Source organism: Streptomyces sp. NPDC048002 (genome assembly GCF_040653275.1).
Classification (GTDB): domain Bacteria; phylum Actinomycetota; class Actinomycetes; order Streptomycetales; family Streptomycetaceae; genus Streptomyces.
This window is the reverse complement of sequence record NZ_JBEZNL010000016.1, coordinates 82,547-100,393: the sequence shown is the minus strand read 5'-3', so window position 1 is coordinate 100,393 and position 17,847 is coordinate 82,547. Positions and strand designations below refer to the sequence as shown.

Below are 17,847 nucleotides of genomic sequence, written 5' to 3'. Positions count from 1 at the left end.
CATGGACCACCTCACCCCCGCGCTGAGCGCCGTCCGAGCCGTCGTTTTCGACACCGACGGAGTGATCACCGACTCCGCCCGGGTGCACGCGGCGGCCTGGAAGGAGGCGTTCGACGCCTTCCTGCTCGTCCGGCCGCCCGCCGACCCCGGGCAGCGGCGGCCGTTCGACGCACGGGACGACTACCTGCGCTACGTCGACGGCAGATCGCGGCTCGACGGCGCCGCCGCCTTCCTGGCCTCCCGCGGCATCGACCCCGAGGACGGAGCGGCCCATGAGGTCGCCGCCGACAAGGAGGAGTCGTTCACCCGCAGGCTCCGCGAGGGGGGCGTGGACGCCTACCCGGGCACCGTGCGCCTGGTCCGCGCGCTGCGTGCCGCGCGGCTGCCGGTCGCGGCGGCCTCGGCCTCCCGCCACGCCGGGGAACTGCTCACCCGGGCCGGGGTGCGGGACCTGTTCGACGTCCTCGTCGACGGCGGTGAGGCGGCCCGGCTGGGCCTGCCCGGCAAACCGGAGCCGGACCTGTTCCTCACCGCGGCCGACCGGCTCGGCGTGCCCGCCGCGGACAGCGCCGTCGTCGAGGACGCCCTGGCCGGGGTGGAGGCCGGCCGCGCCGGAGGGTTCGCCCTGGTCGTGGGCGTGGACCGGACCGCCGCCGAGGGCTCCGCCGAGCGGCTGCGGGAGCACGGCGCCGATCTCGTCGTCCGGGACCTGGCGGAACTGATCGGCGAGGAGGCGCGGTGACGGCCTGGACCTGGGAGTACGAGGGTTACGACCCCGCCGACCAGCGGCTGCGCGAGTCCCTGTGCACGCTCGGCAACGGCTACTTCGCCACCCGCGGCGCGCTCCCCGAGTGCACCGCCGACGACGTCCACTACCCCGGTACGTACGTCGCAGGCTGCTACAACCGGCTCACCTCCGACGTGGCCGGGCGGCAGGTCGAGAACGAGGACATGGTCAACCTGCCGAACTGGCTGCACCTGCGCTTCCGCCTCAGCGGCGGTTCCTGGCTCACCCCCGACACCGCGGCCCTGCTGGAGCACCGCACCGAGCTGCTCCTGGACACCGGGGTGCTGGACCGGCACACCCGCTACGACCTCGGCGAAGGCCGGATCCTCGGAGTGCGGCAGCAGCGCATCGTGCACATGGGAGACCCGCACCTGGCCGCCCTGCGCACCGAGTTCACCGCCGAGGGCTTCTCCGGCGACCTGGAGGTGGAGGCGTCGCTGGACGGCGGCGTCACCAACTCCGGAGTGCCGCGCTACCGCGACCTCGACGGCCACCACCTCGTCCACGCGCACGCGGGCATCGCCACCCCCGACACCGTCTGGCTGCGCTGCCGCACCCGCACCTCCGACATCCGGATCGGCATGGCCGCCCGCCTCACCTCCGACGCGCCCGTCACCGCCCGCAACAAGAACCCCCGCACCACCCAGCACACCGTCCTGCCGCTGACCGAGGGCCGCACGTTCACCGTCGACAAGACCGTGGCCCTGCACACCTCGCACGACCCGGCGATCAGCGACCCGCTGCACGCGGCCGTCAGCCGGGTCGCCCGCGCCCCCGGCTTCGACGCACTGCTCGCCTCGCACTTCACGGCCTGGGCGCAGCTGTGGCGCAGGGCCGCCCTGGACGTCGAGGGGGAGTCCGGCCGCATCCTGCGCCTGCACCTCTTCCACGTGCTCCAGACGCTCTCCCCGCACACCGCCGACCTCGACGTCGGAGTCCCCGCCCGCGGCCTGCACGGCGAGGCGTACCGGGGGCATGTCTTCTGGGACGAGCTGTTCGTGCTGCCCTTCCTCAACCTCCACTTCCCCGAGGTCTCCCGGGCCCTGCTGCGCTACCGGCACCGCCGTCTGGAACGGGCCCGCTCCGCCGCCCTCGCCGCCGGGCGCAAAGGTGCCCTCTACCCGTGGCAGAGCGGCAGCGACGGCCGCGAGGAGACCCAGCAGCTGCACCTCAACCCGCGCTCGGGACGCTGGCTGCCCGACCACTCGCACCTGCAGTACCACGTCGGCTCGGCCATCGCCTACAACGTCTGGCAGTACTGCGAGGCCAGCGGGGACATGGAGTTCCTGCACACCAAGGGCGCCGAGATGCTGCTGCACATCGCCCGCTTCTGGGCGGACGCCGCCGCATGGGATGACGGTCTGCGGCGGCACAGGATCAAGGGCGTCGTCGGTCCCGACGAGTACCACGACGCCTACCCCGGGGCGGGCGAACCCGGCCTCGACGACAACGCGTACACCAACGTCACCGCCGCCTGGGTGCTGCTGCGCGCCCGGGAGCTGATCGACGCCCTGCCGGAACCCAGACGCCGGGAACTGGCCGAGCGCACGGGCCTGGACACGAGTGAGCTGGAGCGGTGGGAGGAGGTCTCCCGGACCCTCCACGTGCCCTTCCACCAGGGCGTCATCAGCCAGTTCGAGGGCTACGGCGAACTCGCCGAACTCCCCTGGGAGGACTACCGGCGCCGCTACGGCGACATCCGCCGGCTGGACCGGATCCTGGAGGCGGAGGGCGACACCGTCAACCGCTACCGGGCGTCCAAGCAGGCCGACGTCCTGATGCTCGGCTACCTGTTCGGACCGGCGGAACTGCGACGGCTCTTCGAGCGGCTGAGCGTGCCCCTCGACGACGAGATCTGGCACCGTACCGTCGACCACTACATGCACCGCACCAGCCACGGCTCGACCCTCAGCGGCCTGGTCCACGGCTGGGTGCTGGCCCGCGCCCGGCGCGCGGAGGCGTGGTGGTTCTGCCAGGAGGCGCTCCAGGGCGACATCGCGGACGTGCAGGGCGGTACCACCGGCGAGGGCATCCACCTCGGGGCCATGGCCGGCACCCTCGATCTGGTGCAGCGCGGTCTGACCGGCCTGGAGACGCGGGAGGGGGCGCTGTGGCTGGACCCGGTGCCCCTGCCGGAGCTGTCCTCGTACGGGTTCGCCCTGCGCTACCGGGGCAACTGGGGGGTGCAGGTGCGGCTGGAGCGGGGCCTGCTGGACTTCGCCGTGCCCTCCTCAGACGTGTCGCCGATCGAGGTGCGGCTGCCCGGCCGTACCGTCCTCGTCGAGCCGGGGGAGACCGTGCGGCTGGAACTGGGCCCGGAGAAGGGAGCGGCGCGATGAGCGGTCCCGTGGTGGTCGGAGTGGACGGATCGGAGTCGAGCAGGAACGCGGTGCGGGTCGCGGCCGGGGAGGCCGCGCTGCGCGGTGTCGGACTGCGGCTCGTGCACGCCTTCGGCTGGCCCTCGTCGCACGTGCCGCCCCGGAGGGCGCCCTGGAATCCGGCGAACGCGGGCGTGCGCGACCTCGTCGACGACACCCTCGGCGAGGCCCAGGCGGCGGCGCACGCGGTCGCGCCCCAGGTGGAGATCGCACGCGAGGTCGTGCTGGGGGAGCCGGTGACGGTGCTGGAGCTGGAGTCGCGGACGGCGTCCCTCGCGGTCGTCGGCAGCCGGGGCCTGAGCCGCTTCGGCGCTCTGCTGCTCGGGTCCACGGCCTCGCACCTGGCCGCGCACGGCCGCTGCCCCGTCCTGGTCGTGGGCGGCAGACCCGATCCGTCCGGGCCGGTCCTGCTGGCCGTGGACGGATCGCCCCGGTCCGCCGCGGCCGTCGAGTTCGCCTTCGCGCACGCCTCGCTGCACGGCAGCGGCCTGCTGGCGCTGCACGTCTGGAACACCCGTACCGAACGCGTCTACGAGTCCCCGGGCGACCCGCCCTTCGTCACCTACGACGAGGGCCGGCTGCGCGACGAGGAGGAACGCGTGCTCGCGGAGGCGCTCGGCGGCCTGCGCGAGAGGTACCCGGACGTGGAGGTGACCGGCAGGCTGGTGCGGGGCCGGATCCGGCACACGCTGATCGAGGCCAGCGCCGAGGCCGCCCTCGTCGTGATCGGCGCGCGCGGTCACGGCGGCTTCGGCGGACTCCTGCTCGGCTCGGTCAGCCAGGCGGTCCTGCACCACGCGCGGTCCCCGGTGGCCGTGGTGCGCCTCGACGAGGAGTAGGCCGGGGCCCGCTCGTCAGTGGCCCACGCCCCGCCGCTCCGGGGCGTGCGGCTGCTCCAGGTGGGTCGCCAGGACGGCCGCCTGCACCCGGCGCTGCACGCCCAGCTTGGCCAGCAGCCGGGAGATGTGGTTCTTGACGGTCTTCTCCGACAGGTACAGCCGTTTGCCGATCTCCCGGTTGGTGAGCCCGTCGCCGATGAGCGCGAGGATCTCCCGCTCCCGCGGTGACAGGCCGGCCAGCTCGGGAGCCTCGGCCGGTTCCGCCGCGGGCTCGGTGCGCAGGGACCGCATCAGCCGGGCCGTCGTCGCCGGGTCCAGCATCGACTGGCCGGTGGCGACCGTACGCACCGCCGAGACCAGGTCGGAGCCGCGGATCTGCTTCAGGACGTAACCGGACGCCCCGGCCATGATCGCGTCCAGCAGGGCGTCCTCGTCGTCGAAGGAGGTGAGCATCAGCACGGCCAGCTCCGGCATCCGGTCGCGCAGCTCGCGGCAGACGGTGATGCCGTCGCCGTCGGGCAGCCGTACGTCCAGCACGGCCACGTGCGGCCGCACGGCCGGGGCCCGGACCAGGGCGTGCTCGACGTTCTCGGCGTCGCCGACCACGGAGATGTCGGGCTCGGCCTCCAGCAGGTCGGACAGGCCGCGCCGGACCACCTCGTGATCGTCGAGCAGGAAGACCCGGATCGGGTCCTGCGCTGAGAAGGTGCGTGGCTCGGTCATCTCGACCCCTTCGTCCCCGGGCGGTGGAGGGGCCGCGCCGGCCCGTCCGTACGACGATCGTCACCTGCCGGGGCCGAAGCCACCAGGGCCGACCGGCCCTAAGAGCTACGGACAAAAGTGAGGCCCGGCCGGCGGACCCCACTCTTGTTCGGAGTTCTAAGCGTCCGCGGTGTCCTCCGGGCGGACCCGCGGACCGTGCCCGTCCAGTTCGAACCGGACGTCCACAACGCCCCCGACCGCCCGGATCAGCCGTGCCGCCACCGGGACCAGGGACGTGTCCCGGACCTGGCCGGAGACCCGTACGACTCCGTCGTGGACCGTGACGCGCACGGCCGGGTCCGTGGCGGGGAAGAGACGCCGCACGACCTCGCGGCGGACCTCCTCGACGATGTCCTCGTCCTCCCGCAGGAAGACCTTCAGCAGGTCGGAGCGGCTGACCACGCCTTCCAGCCGGTCCGTGTCGTCGACGACGGGGAGCCGCTTGACCCGGGCCCTGGCCATGGCGCGGGCGGCCTGCGCGAGCGTCGCGTCCGACCGGACGGTGACGACGGGTGAGGTCATCAGCTCGCCCGCGGTCACCGAACCGGCCTTGGCCAGGTCGGCCAGACGGCGCAGTTGGGTGCCGCGGTCGGGGTCACTGTCGCGGAACTCCTCCTTGGGGAGCAGATCGGCCTCGGAGACGATCCCGAGCACATGGCGCAGGGCGTCCACCACGGGCAGGGCGCTCACCTTCCGTTCGTGCAGGGTGCGCACGACGTCCTTGAAGGCGGCGTCACGGTGCGCGACGGCGACATCGCGGGTCATCACATCGCTGACGAGGTGAGGGGCTGGGGGCACGACGACTCCTCGGTCCGTCTGCGGCGCGGGACGGCTCTCAGCGCCGTTCCCCGCTGCCGTAGGGGGCGTACAGGTCCAGCAGCCGGGTCCGGGCGGCCAGGAGGCGATGGGCCACGACCTCGCCCACCCAGTGGGCGACGGTGCGGCCGAACTCCGGGTCGTTCCGGCACATCTCCCGGACGGCGCCCGCGTCGAACTCGTAGGCGCGCAGCGGTGTCGCCGCTTCGGCGCCCAGATGCCAGACGTGCGGGGCGAACAGCCAGGACCACCCGATCAGCTCGTTGTGGCCCAGGGACTCGATGACGGCCGGCTGATGGCCGGGTACGCGCATGTCGAGTTCGACCGTGCCGGTCCGCACGATCCAGAAGCGTTCGGCGTGACCGCCCTCCTCGAACAGCCGCGTCCCGGCCGGGAAGGACACCTCGCGGGCGACCGCCATCAGTCGTTCCCGGTGCTCGGGGGGCAGGGCCCTCGGCAGGCTGGTGGCGACGGGAGCGTTCATGGCGGGCCTCCACTCGGGCATACCGGAATTACCACCTCCAGCGTGGGCTCGTGCAGCGGCCGGGACCATGGGCCACCCGGCCCTGTCGCCGGGTCCTTCGGCGCGCGGCCGCTTCCTCAGTGCTCGCGGTCCCAGCGGCGGTACGCCGCCACGGCCGTGGGCAGCGTGGGGAACACCAGCTCCCGTCCCACCGCGTCCACCAGCCCGTAGGCCTCCAGATCGGCCAGCAGATCCTGCTTGACCCGGGCCAGCGCGAAGACGACGCCCCGCCGCTCCAGTTCGCGGCGCACCTCGTCGACCGCGTCCAGGGCGGTGATGTCGACCTCCACGTTGGCCTCCGTGTTCAGCACGAACCACCGGACCGGGCCGGTCTGTTCGTCGACCGCCGCGAGGGCGCGGCGGCGGAAGTCCTGGGCGTTGGCGAAGAAGAGCGGGGAGTCGTAGCGGTAGACGAGCAGCCCCGGAACGGTCCGGGCCTGCGGGTAGTCGTCCACATCGTGCATGCCGGCCACACCCGGCACCAGCCCCTCGACCGCGTCGTGCGGCCGGGCCACGCGGGCGAGCAGCTCCGCGACCGACAGGCCGACGGCCACCAGGACGCCGTACAGCAGGTCCAGGGCGAGCACGCCGGCCAGGCACCCGAGGGCCAGCAGCAGTTCGCGGCGCCGGAAGGAGGCCAGCCGGGCGAATCCCGACAGGTCGACCATCCGGACCGCCGCGTAGACCACGAGAGCGCCCAGCACGGCGTCCGGCATCCGCTCCAGCAGCGGATCGAGGAACAGCAGCACCGCGAGCACCACCACTCCCGCGACCAGGGAGTACATCTGACTGCGGGCACCGGCCGCGGAGGCGAGCGCGGTGCGGCTGGCGCTGCTGCTCACCGGGAAGCCCTGAAGCAGGCCGGCGCCGACGTTGCAGGCTCCGAGCGCCAGGAACTCCTGGTCGGCGTCGAGCCGTCCGGCCTCCTCCTGGCCGGCGAAGGCACGGGCGGTGAGGATGAAGTCCGTGTACGCGACGAGCAGGACGCCGAGCGCCGGCAGCACCAGACGCGCCATCTCGGTCAGGTCGGGGGCACCGAACGAGGGCAGCCCCGCCGGGACTTCGCCCACGACCCGCACGCCGTACCGCTCGTCGAGCGCGAACGCCGCCACCGCCGCGGTACTCAGCACCACCGCCAGCAGGGGCCCGGGAACGGCGGGCCACAGCCGCGCCACCGCGAACAGCAGGGCCAGCACGACCGCGGAGAACACCGTGGTCGCCACGTCCAGGTCCGCCAAGCCGGCCAGAAACGACCACAGTTGCGGGAAGAACCCCGAACCGGAGGACTCCACTCCGGCCAGCCTCGGCAACTGGTCCACGATCATGATCGCCGCCACGCCCGCCAGATAGCCGATCAGGACCGGGCGGGACAGCAGGTCGGCGACAAAGCCCAGGCGCAGCGCACGGGCGGCCAGACACAGCAGACCCACCGTGAGCGCGAGGGTGGCGGCCAGCACGGCGTAGCGGCCCGGTTCCGCCCCGGCCAGCGGAGCCACCACGGTCGCCGTCATCAGCGCCGTCGTGGACTCGGGACCGACCGAGAGCAGTCGGGAGGAGCCGAGCACCGCGTAGAGGCCCAGCGCGGGAAGGATCGCCCACAGACCGGTGACCGGGGACAGCCCGGCCACACCCGCGTACGCCATCACCTGCGGCACCAGATACGCCGAGACCGTCAGACCGGCGGTCAGATCCCCGCGCAGCCAACCGCGTCGGTAACCGCCCAGCGCGGCGAGCCCCGGGGCCGGGCGCCGCCACCCGCCGGACTTCTCTCCCGCCGAGCCGTGGGACATGGGCCTCCTTTCGCCTGCCGATCCCAGCATCCCGTCTCCCGCGCCCGTCGCGGTCCGACAGGGCCCGCCGGAGGGGCCGTTCAGCCCAGTACCGGCCGACCTTCGGCACCCGGCGCCGCCCCGGCCCTGCCGCGACAGTGTCCATGTCAGCACAACGAATCCACGTGAAGGGACCAGACCATGGCCGTGCACGAGCACCCTCACCGGAGCCGCGGGTTCCATCTGCCCGTGCTCCGCAGGAACCGTACGGCGTCCACCGCCGGCACCGAGCGGGACGCCGCCGCCGCCGTCACCACCACGGGCACGGCCGCCTACGCGCTGGCGTCACTGCGGCTGCTGACCGGGTTCGTCTTCCTGTGGGCCTTCCTCGACAAGACCTTCGGCTTCGGCTACGCCACTCCCTCCGGCAACGGCTGGATCGACGGCGGATCGCCGACCCAGGGATTCCTGAGCCATGTCGCCGTCGGCCCGATGGAGTCCACGTTCCACGCCTGGGCCGGCGACGCCTGGGCGGACTGGCTGTTCATGCTGGGGCTGCTCGGCGTCGGCGTGGCACTGGTCGCGGGTGTCGGCCTGCGCCTCGCCGCCGTCGCCGGAAGCGCCCTGATGGCCCTCATGTGGATCGCCGAATGGCCGCCGGCCAAGCACCTCTCGGACGGCACGGCCAGCATGTCGACGAACCCCTTCGCCGACTACCACCTCGTCTACGCCCTCGTCCTGATCGCCCTCGCGGCCACCGGCGCCGGCGCCGTCTGGGGCCTCGGGAAGGCCTGGGCCCGCATCCCCTTCGTCAGCCGCAACCCCTGGCTGCGCTGACCGCGCCGCCGCCCGGCGGGCCCCGCCCCGGGGCCCGCCCGGTGGGCCGGTCGGTCCCCGCCGGGGACCTGCGGCCCCTGCTCCGCCACCCCCTGCCCCACGCACGCTGGGAACAGGTCCAACCCTCAGGAGGCATCACCATGGTCCGCACTGTCGTCGCAGGTCTCGACGGTTCCCCCGAGAGCCGGGCCGCCGCTGAATGGGCGGCCCGCGAGGCCAAACTGCTCGACCTGCCGCTGAAGATCGTCCACGTCTGGGAGCCGGTGCCGGACCCCCTGGCCCAGGCGCCCCTGCTCGGCGTCGAGACGCACCAACACTGGAGCGAGCGGATCCCGCGCGAGGCCGCCGAGGGACTGCGCCTGCGCCACCCCGGAGTCGAGGTGACCACCCAGCAGCTCGACGGGACGCCCGCGGACGCCCTCGTCGAGGCGGCCGAGGACGCGGACCTGCTGGTCCTCGGCTCCCGCGGCCTGAGCGGCATCCGCGGCTTCATGGTCGGCTCCGTCGGCCTGTCCGTCGTCGCCCACACCACACGCCCCGTCGTCCTGGTGCGCGCCGGGGAGCAGGCCGCCGACGAACACCGCCCGGACCTCGCGGGCATCCCGTCGGCCGCCACGCCCTACCTGCCCGTCCTGCTCGGTCTCGACGCCGCCCAGCCGCATCCCGACGTCATCGAGTTCGCCTTCGAGGCGGCCGCCAGGAGGGGCACCGCCCTGCGCGTCCTGCACGGCTGGAACCTTCCGCCGTACTACGTTTACGGCCTCACCGCCGACCTCCAGCTGCACGACGAACTCGTCGCGCAGCAGGCGGCCGCGCTCGCCGAGGTCCTGAGGCCCTGGCGGGAGAAGTACCCGGACGTCGAGGTCGTCGAGGAGGTCCCCGCCGGCAGCCCCGGCGTCCGGCTGGTGGACGCCGCGCGCGAGGCGTCGCTGGTGGTGATCGGCCGCCGCATCCGCCGCAGCCCCTTCGGCGCCCACATCGGCACCGTCGCCCACGCCGTCCTGCACCACTCCGCCGCCCCCGTCGCCGTCGTCGCGCACGACTGACCGACCCACCCCAAGGCCAAGGTTCAAGGAGCAGCAGCAATGAAGGCAGCCGTCGTACGAGCCTTCGGTGAGCCCCTCGTCATCGAGGAGCGCCCCGACCCCGAGCCGGGCCCCGGACAGGTCCGGGTCAGGGTCGAGGCGTCCGGGCTGTGCCACACCGACATCCACGCCGCCCGCGGCGACTGGCCCGTCAAGCCGAACCCACCGTTCGTGCCGGGCCACGAGGGCGTCGGCCTCGTCGAGGCACTCGGCGACGGGGTCACCCACCTGACCGTGGGCGAGCGGGTCGCCGTGCCGTGGCTCGGCCGGGCCTGCGGGCGGTGCGAGCACTGCCTGTCCGGCTGGGAGACCCTGTGCGAGCAGCAGATCAACACCGGCTACGGCTGCGACGGCGGCTACGCGGAGAAGATGCTCGCCTGGGCCGACTTCGCGCAGCCCGTCCCGCCGGGCGTCGACCCCGTCGACGCGGCGCCGCTGACCTGCGCGGGCGTCACCACGTACAAGGCCCTCAAGGTCGCGGGAGTCCGGCCCGCGCAGCTCGTCGCCGTCTCCGGCGTGGGCGGGCTCGGCCATCTGGCCGTCCAGTACGCGAAGATCGCCGGCGCCTCCGTCGCGGCGATCGACGTCACCGACGAGAAGCTGGAACTCGCCGCCGAGCTGGGCGCCGACCTCGTCATCGACGCCCGCAAGGAGAACGTGGCGCAGGCCCTGAAGCGGCACGGCGGCGCCCACGCCGCCATCGCCCTCGCCGTGAACGAGGACGCCTTCGCCGCCGTCAACGCCGGGCTCCGGCGCGGCGGGAAGCTGGTCATGGTCGCCATGCCGGCCCACGGCACGGTCCAGGTCCCGATCTTCGACACCGTCCTCAACGGCACCTCGGTGATCGGGTCCATCGTCGGTACCCGGCAGGACCTCGCCGAGGTCTTCCGGCTGCACGCGGCCGGCCGCACCCGGGTCATCCGCGAGACCCGGCCGCTCGGCTCCGTCAACGACTCCATCGACGACGTGCTGCACGGCAGGGTGCCGGCCCGGATCGTCTTCGACCTCGGCGCGGGACGGTGAACGCCGGGGAGCGTCACCTGGTCGTCGGCGTCGACGGTTCCGAGGCGAGCCTGCGCGCGGTGGACTGGGCGGCCGACGAGGCCCACTTGCGCGGGGTGCAGCTGAGGCTGGTCCACGCCTGCCCGTCGGAGCGCCACGAGGACGCCACGCCCGCCCAGGACACCGGCCGGGCCGGACCATCTGCCCCCCAGGACGTCGTGGGCGCCGCGACCCGGCGCGCACACGCCCGGCAGCCCGGGCTGGAGGTCGCCTCCACGGTCGCCTTCGAGTCACCCGGGCGGGCCCTGACGGAGGCCGGCCGCGGTGCCGCGGCCGTGGTCGTGGGCACACGGGGCCGCGGCGGCATGGCCGAGCTGCTGCTCGGATCGGTGAGCCTGACGGTCGCCGCGCACGCCGAGTGCCCCGTCGTGGTGCTCCGCGGCAGCCACGACAACCAGGTCACACCCCCCGTGCACGGCAAGGTCGTCGTCGGTCTCGGCGACGGTGCCGAACACCCCGGGACGCTGCGCTTCGCGTACGCCGAGGCCCGCCGTCGGGGAGTCCCCCTGGAGGTCGTGCGCGCCTGGCGCCGCCCCGCGCGCGAGCGCGGGGACCTTCCCGGGTCGGTCGAGGCCACGGCGAGGGCGCACGAGGAACGGGCCGAGAGGGCGCTGGACGAGGCGCTGCGCGAGACACCGCCCGACGTGAAGCTGATCCGCCGGACCGTCGAGGGCACCGCCCGGCGGGCGCTGGTGGACGCCTCGCACTGGGCCGACCTCCTCGTCGTCGGGGCCCGGCGCCCCGCGGGCCGCGCAGGGCTCCCACCGGGCCGGGTCGCGCACACGGTCCTGCATCACTCGGCCTGTCCGGTGGTCGTCGTACCGCAGCGGACGTGAATCCCCTAAAGGCTCGCCGCGTGATCCGGGACGTAGTTCTGCAGATCGCGCGGCGGGCGCTCGTAACCGGTCGGAGCCGGCCGCTCCGGCAACTCCAGCACGGGCGGGGGGACGTCCTGGTACGGCACCGAGCCCAGCAGGTGAGCGATCATGTTCAGCCTCGCCCGCCGCTTGTCGTCGCTCTCGACGACGTACCACGGTGCCTCACCGATGTCGGTGTGCACGAGCATCTCGTCCTTGGCCCGGGAGTACCTCTCCCAGCGGGTGATGGACTCCAGGTCCATCGGCGACAGCTTCCAGCGCCGCAGCGGATCCTCCAGACGGCGCCGGAACCGGTCCTGCTGCTCGGCGTCACTGACCGAGAACCAGTACTTGCGCAGCAGGATCCCGTCCTCCACGAGCATCCGCTCGAAGAGGGGGCATTGACGCAGGAAAAGCTGGTACTCCGCCTTGGTGCAGAAGCCCATCACATGCTCCACGCCGGCCCGGTTGTACCAGCTGCGGTCGAACAGCACGATCTCCCCGGCCGCCGGCAGATGCTCCACGTACCGCTGGAAGTACCACTGCGTGCGCTCCCGCTCGGTGGGCTTGGGCAGCGCGGTGATCCGTGCGACGCGCGGGTTGAGATGCTCGGTGACTCGTTTGATGGTGCCGCCCTTGCCCGCCGCGTCCCGCCCCTCGAAGATGACGACGAGTCGGGCGCCCTCGGCGCGCACCCACTCCTGAAGCTGCACCAGTTCCGTCTGAAGACGCAGCAGTTCCCTCTCGTACGCCCTGCGCGGCACCTTCTCCGCCTTGCTGCCGGTCACGCCGCCTCCCACCGCCCGAAGAACACCTGTTGACGACCCCGACGAAGACGCCACCGACGATCCAGGAGTCACCCATGCCCGAGGTCGAACATCAGAACAGCACCGTACTGACCGACGACGAACTGCGCACCCTGGACGCCCACTGGCGCGCCGCCAACTACCTGGCGGCGGGCCAGATCTACCTGCTCGCCAACCCCCTGCTGCGCGAACCCCTGCGCCCCGAGCACATCAAGCCCAGGCTGCTCGGCCACTGGGGCACCTCGCCCGGCCTGAACCTCGTGTACACCCACCTCAACCGGGTCATCGCGGCACGCGGCCTGGACGCCCTGTGCGTGTGGGGCCCCGGGCACGGCGGGCCCTCCGTGGTCGCCAACTCCTGGCTGGAGGGCAGCTACAGCGAGACCTACCCCGACATCGGCCGCGACGCCGAGGGCATGCGGCGGCTGTTCCGGCAGTTCTCCTTCCCCGGCGGGGTGCCCAGCCACGTGGCGCCCGAGACGCCCGGCTCCGTCCACGAGGGCGGCGAGCTGGGCTACGCCCTCTCCCACGCCTACGGCGCCGCCTTCGACAACCCCGGCCTGGTCGTCGCCTGCGTGATCGGCGACGGCGAGGCGGAGACCGGCCCGCTCGCCGCCTCCTGGCACTCCAACAAGTTCCTCGACCCGGTGCACGACGGCGCGGTCCTGCCCGTCCTGCACCTCAACGGCTACAAGATCGCCAACCCGACCGTGCTCGCCCGGCTGCCCGAGGCCGAGCTGGACGAGCTGCTGCGCGGCTACGGCCACGAGCCGCTGCACGTCAGCGGTGACGACCCGGCCGCCGTCCACCGGGCCATGGCCGGCGCCCTCGACACCGCCCTGGACCGCATCGCCCGCTTCCAGCGCGCCGCACGTGCGGAGGGCGCCACCGAACGCCCGCGCTGGCCGGTGATCGTGCTGCGCACCCCCAAGGGCTGGACCGGCCCCGCCGAGGTCGACGGTGTGCCCGTGGAAGGCACCTGGCGCGCCCACCAGGTCCCCCTCGCCGGGGTCCGCGAGAACCCGGAGCACCTGCGGCAGCTGGAGCAGTGGCTGCGCTCGTACCGGCCCGAAGAACTGTTCGACGCCGACGGGCGACCGGTTCCGGACGTTCTCGCCTGTCTTCCCCGGGGCGCCCGCCGCCTGGGCTCCACCCCGCACGCCAACGGCGGACTGCTGGTCAGGGAGCTGCCGATCGACTCCCTCGACCGGTTCGCGGTGCCGGTGGACAAACCCGGCACGACCCTGCACGAACCCACCCGGGTCCTCGGCGACCTCCTCGCCCAGGTCGTCCGGGACACCCAAGACCGCCGCGACTTCCGGGTCGTCGGCCCCGACGAGACCGCCTCCAACCGGCTCCAGGCGGTCTTCGACGGCAGCGGCAAGGCGTGGCAGGCCGAGATCCTCCCGGTCGACGAGCACCTCGACCGGCACGGCCGGGTGCTGGAGATCCTCTCCGAACACACCTGCCAGGGCTGGCTGGAGGGCTACCTCCTCACCGGCCGGCACGGCCTGTTCTCCTGCTACGAGGCGTTCGTGCACATCGTCGACTCGATGGTCAACCAGCACATCAAGTGGCTGAAGACCTCCCGGGAACTGCCGTGGCGGGCGCCCGTCGCCTCCCTCAACTACCTGCTCACCTCGCACGTGTGGCGTCAGGACCACAACGGCTTCTCGCACCAGGACCCCGGCTTCGTCGACCACGTCCTGAACAAGAGCCCCGAGGTGGTCCGGGTGTACTTCCCGCCGGACGCCAACACCCTGCTCTCCGTGGCCGACCACGCGCTGCGCAGCCGTGACTACGTCAACGTCGTGGTGGCCGGGAAGCAGCCCTGCTTCGACTGGCTGTCCATGGACGCCGCCCGCGCCCACTGCGCCCGCGGCGCCGGCATCTGGGACTGGGCGGGCAGCGAGAACGGCGGCGAACCCGATGTCGTGCTGGCCTGCGCGGGCGACGTGCCCACCCAGGAGGTGCTGGCCGCCGCCCAGCTGCTCCGCCGCCACCTGCCCGAGCTGGCCGTGCGGGTCGTCAACGTCGTCGACATCGCCCGGCTGATGCCGAGCGGGGAACACCCGCACGGCATGGCCGACTTCGAGTACGACGGTCTGTTCACCGCCGACAAGCCGGTGATCTTCGCCTACCACGGCTACCCGTGGCTCATCCACCGGCTCGCCTACCGCCGCACCGGCCACCACAACCTGCACGTACGCGGCTACAAGGAGTCCGGGACCACCACGACACCGTTCGACATGGTCGTCCGCAACGACCTCGACCGCTACCGGCTGGTCATGGACGTCATCGACCGCGTCCCCGGCCTCGCGGTCCGCGCCGCCGCCGTGCGCCAGGACATGGCCGACGCCCGCACCCGCCACCATGCCTGGATCCGTGAGCACGGCACGGACCTGCCGGAGATCGCGGAGTGGAGCTGGAACGCCTGACGGCTCCACGAGGGACCACGGACCCGCCCGGCCGCCTTCCCGGCCGGGCGGGTCCGGTGCGTCCGGCCACCCGCCCGGCCGGAGGGGGCCGACCGGCCCCACGGTCGCGCCCGGACAGCCCATGGGACCGCGCGGTGAATCGCCGGACCCTCGAAGGAGACGGGAAGACGACAAGGAGATCCGCGATGACAGACGACGCGCTCGGCCGGCCCCAGGTGCACGCACTGCTCGCGGACGGCACCACGGTCCGTATCCGTCCGGTGCGGCGGTCCGACCACGACCAGGTGCGGGGGCTGTACGAGGAGATGTCCCCGGAGAACCTGCGGCTGCGGTTCTTCACCGCGGGCCGCGCCTCCGCGGGGCCGGCCGCCGACCGGGCCTGCGCGGCGGACCGGCCCGGCCGCCGGGCGCTGCTCGCCGAGACCGCCGGGCGCGTCATCGGGATCGCCGAGTACGACACGGCCGGATCCGCGCACTCCGCGGAGCTGGCCGTCGCCGTCGCCGACGGACTGCACCACCGGGGCGTCGGCACCCTGCTGCTGGAGCACCTGGTCTCGGCCGCCCGCGCCGACGGCATCACCTCCTTCACCGCGGACGCCCTCAGCGAGAACCACGAGGTGCTGCGGCTCTTCGCCGACCTCGGGCTGCGCACCACACGCCGCTTCGAGGGCCCCGAGGTGCGCTGCGAGATCGCCCTCGATGCGAGCGACACCTACCTCTCGGCCGTGGAGGAACGCGGCCGGGCCGCCGACGTCGCCAGCCTCGGCCCCCTGCTGCGGCCCCGCACGGTCGTCGTGATCGGCGCCGGACGCACACCGGGTTCCGTCGGCCGCGCGGTCCTCCACCAACTGCACTCCGGCGGCTTCACCGGCCGCCTGTTCGCGGTGAACCCCGGGGCGCAGGCGATCCTCGGCGTGCCGTCGTACCCGGCCGTGGGCGCCGTTCCCGCCACCGTCGACCTCGCCGTCGTCGCGGTGCCCGCCGCCCAGGTCCCCGACATCGCCGAGCAGTGCGGGAAGGCGGGCGTACGAGCCCTCCTGGTGGTGACCGCGGGACTGGACGCGGAACAGTCCGAGGCGCTGCTGACCGCCTGCCGCGGCCACGGCATGCGCCTGGTCGGACCCAACTGCCTCGGCGTCAGCAACACCGATCCCGCCCACCGGCTCGACGCCACCTTCGCCGCGGACCGCCCCGACCCCGGCACCGCGGGAGTCGCCGTCCAGTCCGGGGGCGTCGGCATCGCCCTGCTCGACGGCCTGTCCCGGCTCGGTATCGGCGTGTCCTCCTTCGCCTCGCTCGGCGACAAGTACGACGTCAGCGGCAACGACCTGCTCCAGTGGTGGGAGAGCGACGGCCGCACCGACCTGGTCCTGCTCCACCTGGAGTCCTTCGGCAACCCGCGCGCCTTCTCCCGCACCGCCCGCCGCGTCACCCGCCGCATGCCCGTGCTCACCGTGGACGCCGGCCGCACCGACGCCGGCCGCCGTGCCGCCGCCTCCCACACCGCGGCGGCGGCCACCCGCACCATGACCCGGGGCGCCCTGTTCACCCAGGCCGGCATCACCGCCACCGAATCCTGCGGCGAACTCCTCGAAGCCGCCGCGCTCCTGCACTCCCAGCCGCTGCCCGCCGGCACCCGCGTCGCCGTCGTCACCAACGCGGGCGGCGCCGGGGTCCTCGCGGCCGACGCCTGCGCCGAGTCCGGGCTCGTCCTGCCCACGCCCACCCCCGATCTCGCCGAGGACCTGCTGGCGCTGCTTCCGGAGGGGGCCGCCGTCGGCAACCCCGTCGACGCCACCGCCGCCGTCTCCGAGGAACAGCTCACCGCGTGCGTCGACCGGATCACGCGCTACGGCGGCATCGACGCCGTCCTGGTCGCCCTGGTGCCCACCGCCGTCGCCGCGGCGACCGGCGACGACCTGATCCGGGCCCTCACCCGGGCCCCCGGACCACGGCCCAAGCCGGTCGTCGCGGTACGGCTGGAACAGGCACTGCCCATGCGACTCCTGCCCGCCGAGGGCGGCGGCACGGTCCCCGCCTACGCCGAACCGCAGGCCGCGGCCCGTGCCCTGGCCCACGCCGCCCGCCGCGCGGCCTGGCTGTCCCGGCCCGTCGGGACCGTCCCCGACCTGGACGGCGTCGAGACGGCGCGGGCCCGCGCCGTGGTCGACGCCTATCTCACCGCCCACCCCAGCGGCGGCTGGCCCGAGCCCCGCGTGGTCGCCGAACTCCTCGACTGCTACGGCATCCCGCAACTGCCCTGGGCCTGGGCCGAGTCCGAGGACGACGCCGTGCTCGCCGCCGACCGGTTGCGCGGCGCCGACGGACGGGTCGTCCTCAAGGGCCACTGGCCTGGCCTGCTGCACAAGAGCGCCCAGCACGCCGTCCACCTCGATCTCCGCGGTGACCAGCAGGTGCGCGCCGCGTTCCGTGACCTCGACACCCGCTTCGGGAACCTCCTCACCGGGGTGATCGTCCAGCCGCTCGCCCCGCGCGGCACCGAACTCTTCGCCGGCGTCGTCCAGGACGAGGTGTTCGGACCCCTGGTCCTGTTCGGGCTCGGCGGCACCGCCACCGAGGTGCTCGCCGACCACGCGGCCCGCCTCGCCCCGCTCACCGACCACGACGTGCACGATCTGATCACCGCCCCGCGCTGCGCCCCGCTGCTGTTCGGAGCGGACGGCGGCGGGCCCGTGGACCTCGCCGCTCTGGAGAGTCTGCTGCTGCGACTGTCCCGGATGGCGAGCGATCTGCCGCAGCTCGCCGAGGCGGACCTCAACCCCGTCCTCGCCACACCGGGCGGCGTCACGGCGCTCGACGCGCGCGTTCGCCTGCTGCCCCGCAGGCCCCAGGACCCCTATCTGCGCAGGCTCCGCTGAGGGAGGGAA

At 73.6% G+C, this 17,847-nt stretch carries 14 protein-coding genes; 9 read left to right on the top strand and 5 right to left on the bottom strand.

Features of this window, described 5'->3' with window-relative positions; translation table 11 throughout:
* Position 1 precedes the first annotated feature (1 nt).
* Genes AB0E07_RS20935 through AB0E07_RS20925 form a run of 3 tightly spaced genes read left to right on the top strand, consistent with a single transcriptional unit; the run spans position 2 to position 4,004 of the window.
* Positions 2 to 742, top strand: coding sequence for a beta-phosphoglucomutase family hydrolase (locus AB0E07_RS20935; protein ID WP_362253973.1), 741 nt, complete (start codon positions 2 to 4; stop codon positions 740 to 742).
* Positions 739 to 3,126, top strand: coding sequence for a glycosyl hydrolase family 65 protein (locus tag AB0E07_RS20930; protein WP_362253970.1), 2,388 nt, complete (start codon positions 739 to 741; stop codon positions 3,124 to 3,126). Before AB0E07_RS20935 ends, AB0E07_RS20930 begins: the two co-directional genes overlap by 4 nt.
* Positions 3,123 to 4,004: a universal stress protein gene (locus tag AB0E07_RS20925; protein WP_362253967.1), complete on the top strand. Its 882-nt coding sequence runs from the start codon at positions 3,123 to 3,125 to the stop codon at positions 4,002 to 4,004. The genes AB0E07_RS20930 and AB0E07_RS20925 overlap by 4 nt, the downstream gene beginning before the upstream one ends.
* 15 nt (positions 4,005 to 4,019) lie before the next feature.
* On the opposite strand, the gene AB0E07_RS20920 is transcribed toward AB0E07_RS20925, so the two are convergent.
* The 4 genes from AB0E07_RS20920 to sulP form a co-directional block, all read right to left on the bottom strand.
* Positions 4,020 to 4,727: a response regulator transcription factor gene (locus tag AB0E07_RS20920; RefSeq protein ID WP_362253964.1), complete on the bottom strand. Its 708-nt coding sequence runs from the start codon at positions 4,725 to 4,727 to the stop codon at positions 4,020 to 4,022.
* Positions 4,728 to 4,883: 156 nt separating this feature from the next.
* Positions 4,884 to 5,564 (bottom strand): CBS domain-containing protein, encoded by a 681-nt coding sequence (locus AB0E07_RS20915; RefSeq protein WP_362253961.1) that lies wholly within the window; start codon positions 5,562 to 5,564, stop codon positions 4,884 to 4,886.
* Between the two features lie 37 nt (positions 5,565 to 5,601).
* The gene (locus AB0E07_RS20910; RefSeq protein ID WP_362253958.1) at positions 5,602 to 6,066 is read right to left on the bottom strand and encodes a cyclic nucleotide-binding domain-containing protein; all 465 of its coding nucleotides are present in this window, start codon (positions 6,064 to 6,066) and stop codon (positions 5,602 to 5,604) included.
* A 116-nt stretch (positions 6,067 to 6,182) separates the two neighbouring features.
* Positions 6,183 to 7,895 carry a sulfate permease gene (sulP, locus tag AB0E07_RS20905; protein WP_362253956.1) on the bottom strand — a complete coding sequence of 571 codons (1,713 nt, stop codon included), beginning with the start codon at positions 7,893 to 7,895 and terminating at the stop codon, positions 6,183 to 6,185.
* A 180-nt stretch (positions 7,896 to 8,075) separates the two neighbouring features.
* Between sulP and AB0E07_RS20900 the strand changes: the two genes are divergently transcribed.
* The 4 genes from AB0E07_RS20900 to AB0E07_RS20885 all read left to right on the top strand — a co-directional run bounded on the left by AB0E07_RS20900 (position 8,076) and on the right by AB0E07_RS20885 (position 11,694).
* Positions 8,076 to 8,711, top strand: a complete 636-nt coding sequence (locus AB0E07_RS20900) for a hypothetical protein (RefSeq protein WP_362253953.1) — start codon at positions 8,076 to 8,078, stop codon at positions 8,709 to 8,711.
* A gap of 140 nt (positions 8,712 to 8,851) precedes the next feature.
* Complete coding sequence (locus AB0E07_RS20895) at positions 8,852 to 9,757, top strand: universal stress protein (RefSeq protein ID WP_362253950.1); 906 nt, start codon at positions 8,852 to 8,854, stop codon at positions 9,755 to 9,757.
* A 39-nt stretch (positions 9,758 to 9,796) separates the two neighbouring features.
* Positions 9,797 to 10,819 (top strand): zinc-dependent alcohol dehydrogenase, encoded by a 1,023-nt coding sequence (locus AB0E07_RS20890; RefSeq protein ID WP_362253947.1) that lies wholly within the window; start codon positions 9,797 to 9,799, stop codon positions 10,817 to 10,819.
* Positions 10,816 to 11,694 (top strand): universal stress protein, encoded by an 879-nt coding sequence (locus AB0E07_RS20885; RefSeq protein ID WP_362253944.1) that lies wholly within the window; start codon positions 10,816 to 10,818, stop codon positions 11,692 to 11,694. Before AB0E07_RS20890 ends, AB0E07_RS20885 begins: the two co-directional genes overlap by 4 nt.
* 5 nt (positions 11,695 to 11,699) lie before the next feature.
* On the opposite strand, the gene ppk2 is transcribed toward AB0E07_RS20885, so the two are convergent.
* Positions 11,700 to 12,503: a polyphosphate kinase 2 gene (gene ppk2 / locus AB0E07_RS20880; protein WP_362253941.1), complete on the bottom strand. Its 804-nt coding sequence runs from the start codon at positions 12,501 to 12,503 to the stop codon at positions 11,700 to 11,702.
* Between the two features lie 74 nt (positions 12,504 to 12,577).
* Between ppk2 and AB0E07_RS20875 the strand changes: the two genes are divergently transcribed.
* Positions 12,578 to 14,959, top strand: coding sequence for a phosphoketolase family protein (locus AB0E07_RS20875; RefSeq protein ID WP_362253939.1), 2,382 nt, complete (start codon positions 12,578 to 12,580; stop codon positions 14,957 to 14,959).
* A gap of 185 nt (positions 14,960 to 15,144) precedes the next feature.
* Complete coding sequence (locus AB0E07_RS20870) at positions 15,145 to 17,838, top strand: GNAT family N-acetyltransferase (protein WP_362253936.1); 2,694 nt, start codon at positions 15,145 to 15,147, stop codon at positions 17,836 to 17,838.
* The last annotated feature ends 9 nt before the right edge of the window (positions 17,839 to 17,847 follow it).